Below are 3,134 nucleotides of genomic sequence, written 5' to 3'. Positions count from 1 at the left end.
GGCGCTGGACGCCGCCGGCATCGCCTGGACCGAGGTGTTCGTCGGCGGCGGCATCGTCGGCGTCGGCGCCGCCGTGTCGGCCGGGCTGGCGGTGGCGGCGCTGGCCCGCCGGGTGGCGCCGGTCGGCGCCGTCGATGTCGGCGACCGGCTGGGCCTGCCGCCCTTGCCGCCGGCCGAGGCGGTGCTGCACAGCAGCGTCAGCGATGCGCGCAGCCGCGCCGCGCTACGGGTGCTGGCTGCGACATTGCGCGGCGTCTCTGCCCGGCGCGACGAGGCTGCCTGACCTGCGGCGAACATGCTTGACTGGCTGCGGCCGCCGTCGCTGGCTGGGGCGGTCCGGGGGCGACGTGCGCCGCCTCCCGCCCTCGCTCCGGAGCTTTCATGACGCCGATCTACGTGACCTATCTCAACGGCCTCGACATCGAGGCCTTGGCCATCACCGACGACGAGATCCTGCAGGCGATCGAGACCAGCCTGGCGGCCCAGGGCCGCGGCGAGACGGTGATCGAGCCGCGCATGCATCTGAAGCCGGACCCGCAGGTGAACGGCCATTTCAACGTGCTGCGCGGCGCCATCGGCGCGCCGATCAACGCCGCCGGGGTCAAGGTGGTCGGCGACTATGTCGACAACTACAAGCGCGGCCTGCCGTCCGAGATGGCGATCCTGAACCTGTTCGATCCCGCCACCGGCATGCCCAAGGCGATCCTGGACGCCACGGCGATCACCGACATGCGCACCGGCGCGGTCACGGCGATCGGCGCCAAATACCTGGCGCGCAAGGGCAGCAAGATCCTCGGTCATATCGGCGCGCGCGGCACCGCCTATTGGAACGTCCGACTGCTCGACAAGCTGTTCGATTTCGACGAGATCCGGGTGCATTCGCGCCGGCCGGAAAGCCGCGACAGCTTCGCCGAGCGGCTGACCCAGGACCTCGGCAAGCCGGTGCGGGCGATGACCGACTGGCAATCGACGGTGCAGGGCGCCGACATCGTGGTCGAGGCCTCCCGCCTGCTGCAGCCCGAACCGCTGCTGCAGACCGGCTGGATCAAGCCGGGCGCCCTGGTGGTGCCCTATGGCACGATGAGCGCGGTCGAGCTGTCGCTGACCGACATCATGGCCAAGATGGTGGTCGACGATTGGGGCCAGTGCCGCGGCGGCCAGTTCGGCTCGCTGCGCGCCCATGTCGAGGCCGGCAAGCTGTCGGAGGCGACGCTGCATGCCGAGCTGGGCCAGGTCGTCGCCGGGCTGAAGCCGGGCCGGCAGAGCGACGACGAGACCATCCTGTTCTGGCATCGCGGCCTCAGCCTCAGCGACATCGCCCTCGGCCACGCCATGCTCGAGAAGGCGAAGCGGCTGGAGATCGGCCAGCGGTTGCGGTTCGCCTGACCATGACGGATCCCGTTCGCCTCGGCGCCGCGCCGCTGACCACCGCCGATATCCGGCGTATCGCCCGCGACGGGGCCGCGGTGGTGCTGGACGAAGCCGCCCTGCAGCGGGTCGAGACCGGGCATCGCGCCCTGGAGGCCCTGGCGGCGTCCGGGACCGCGATCTACGGCGTCAGCACCGGCCTTGGCGCCGCCGTCGACACCCGGATCGCGCCCGATGCCGCGGTGGTGCAGCGGCGCATCCCGCCCGGCCGTGCCGTCGGCGTCGGGCGCCTGGCGCAGCGCGACGAGGTGCGGGCGATCATCGCCGCCCGGCTGGCCGGGCTGTGCGCCGGCCGGTCCGGGGCGTCGCGGGCGGTGACCGAGGCGCTGGCCGAACTGCTGAACTGCGGCGTCCACCCTGTGGTGCCGATGACCGGCTCGGTCGGCGAGGCCGATCTGGCGCCGTTGGCCCATATCGGCCTGACCCTGCTGGGCCGGGGCGAGGCGGAATATCAGGGCGAGATCCTCGACGCGGCCGAGGCGCTGGCCCGCGCCGGCCTCGTGGCGCCGGTGTTCGGCCTCAAGGACGGGTTGGCGCTGGTGTCGGCCAATGCCGCCTCGGTCGGCGCCGGCGCCCTGGTGGTCGAAGATGCGGGCCAGGCGCTGCGGGCGATGCTGGCCGCCGCCGCCCTGTCCTTCGAAGGCTACCGCGCCAGCGTGGCGCCGCTCGACCCGCGCGCCGCGGAATTGCGGCCGGCGCCGGGGCAGGGGGAGGCGGCGCGTCTGCTGCTGGCGCTGCTGGAGGGCGGCGACCTGCTGCGCCCGGGTGTGGCCCGCAAGCTGCAGGACCCGCTCAGCTTCCGCTGTGCGCCCTCGGTGCTGGGGGCGGCCCTGGCGGCGCTGCAGGCCGCGCGGCAGGCGGTGGAGCTGGAGCTGTCCGCCGCCGGCGACAACCCGGCCGTGATCGCCGAGGACGGTATCGCCCTGCCCAACGCCAATTTCGACCCGACCCACCTGGCGCTGGCCTTCGAGGCGCTGGGCGCCGCCCTGGCGCGGGCGGCGGCGATCTCGGCGGCCCGGCTGGTGAAGCTGATGTCCCCGGCCTCCAGCGACCTGCCGCGCTTCCTGGCGCCGGTGCAGGACGGCAGCACCGGCTACGGCCCGACCCAGAAGACGGCGGCGGCGCTGCTGGCCGAGATCGGCCATCTCGCGGCACCGATGCCGGTGGTGGTCCTGTCGGCCGCGGACGGGGTCGAGGATTACGCGACCATGGCGACGGCGATTGTGGAGAAGACTGCCGGGATCGTCACGCGGCTGCGGCTGCTGGCGGCGCTGGAGCTGATCGTGGCCGCCCAGGCCGTCGACCTGCGCCCGGGCCCGTCGCTCGGCCGCGGCACCGCCGCGATCCACGCCGCGGTGCGGGCGCTGGTGCCGCGCCTGGAAGAGGATCGCCCGGCCGCCCCGGATATCGCGGCGGTCGCGGCCTTTATTGCGGCGGACGGGCTGGAGTCGATTGTGATGCCGCCAACCTAAAAGCCGTCATCGCGAGGAGCGCAGCGACGCGGCGATCCAGAGATCGAGCCGCTGGATCGCCACGCCCCTGCGGGGCTCGCGATGACGGGTCTCTAATGGCTCCAGCCTATCTCCCGGCCGTCGCCTTCCGCGGCACCAGGGACACGGCGCCGAGCACGGCCAGCGTCACCAGGATCAGCACGATGGTCAGCGCCGCGCCGGTGAAGATGTCGCCGCGGTCGGTCAGGGCGAAGA

General features: G+C 73.4%; 2 protein-coding genes and 1 pseudogene. All 3 read left to right on the top strand.

The genetic code is table 11. The features are described 5' to 3' along the window. Positions 1 to 283, top strand: a pseudogene (locus tag AC3XYG_RS31045) (hypothetical protein); the annotation flags it as partial. A gap of 98 nt (positions 284 to 381) precedes the next feature. Further along, positions 382 to 1,386 (top strand): ornithine cyclodeaminase family protein, encoded by a 1,005-nt coding sequence (locus tag AC3XYG_RS31040; RefSeq protein WP_489143747.1) that lies wholly within the window; start codon positions 382 to 384, stop codon positions 1,384 to 1,386. A gap of 2 nt (positions 1,387 to 1,388) precedes the next feature. Continuing rightward, positions 1,389 to 2,900, top strand: a complete 1,512-nt coding sequence (locus tag AC3XYG_RS31035; protein WP_489143746.1) for an aromatic amino acid lyase — start codon at positions 1,389 to 1,391, stop codon at positions 2,898 to 2,900. Positions 2,901 to 3,134 lie beyond the last annotated feature (234 nt).

Source organism: Inquilinus sp., assembly GCF_057815775.1.
Note: the sequence above shows the minus strand (reverse complement) of the source record. Positions and strands in the feature narration are given on the sequence as shown.

Bases quoted from the DNA above. Each gene is read 5' to 3' on its own strand.
- AC3XYG_RS31040 (WP_489143747.1), top strand. From the start codon at position 382: ATGACGCCGATCTACGTGACCTATCTCAACGGCCTCGACATCGAGGCC.
- AC3XYG_RS31035 (WP_489143746.1), top strand. From the start codon at position 1,389: ATGACGGATCCCGTTCGCCTCGGCGCCGCGCCGCTGACCACCGCCGAT.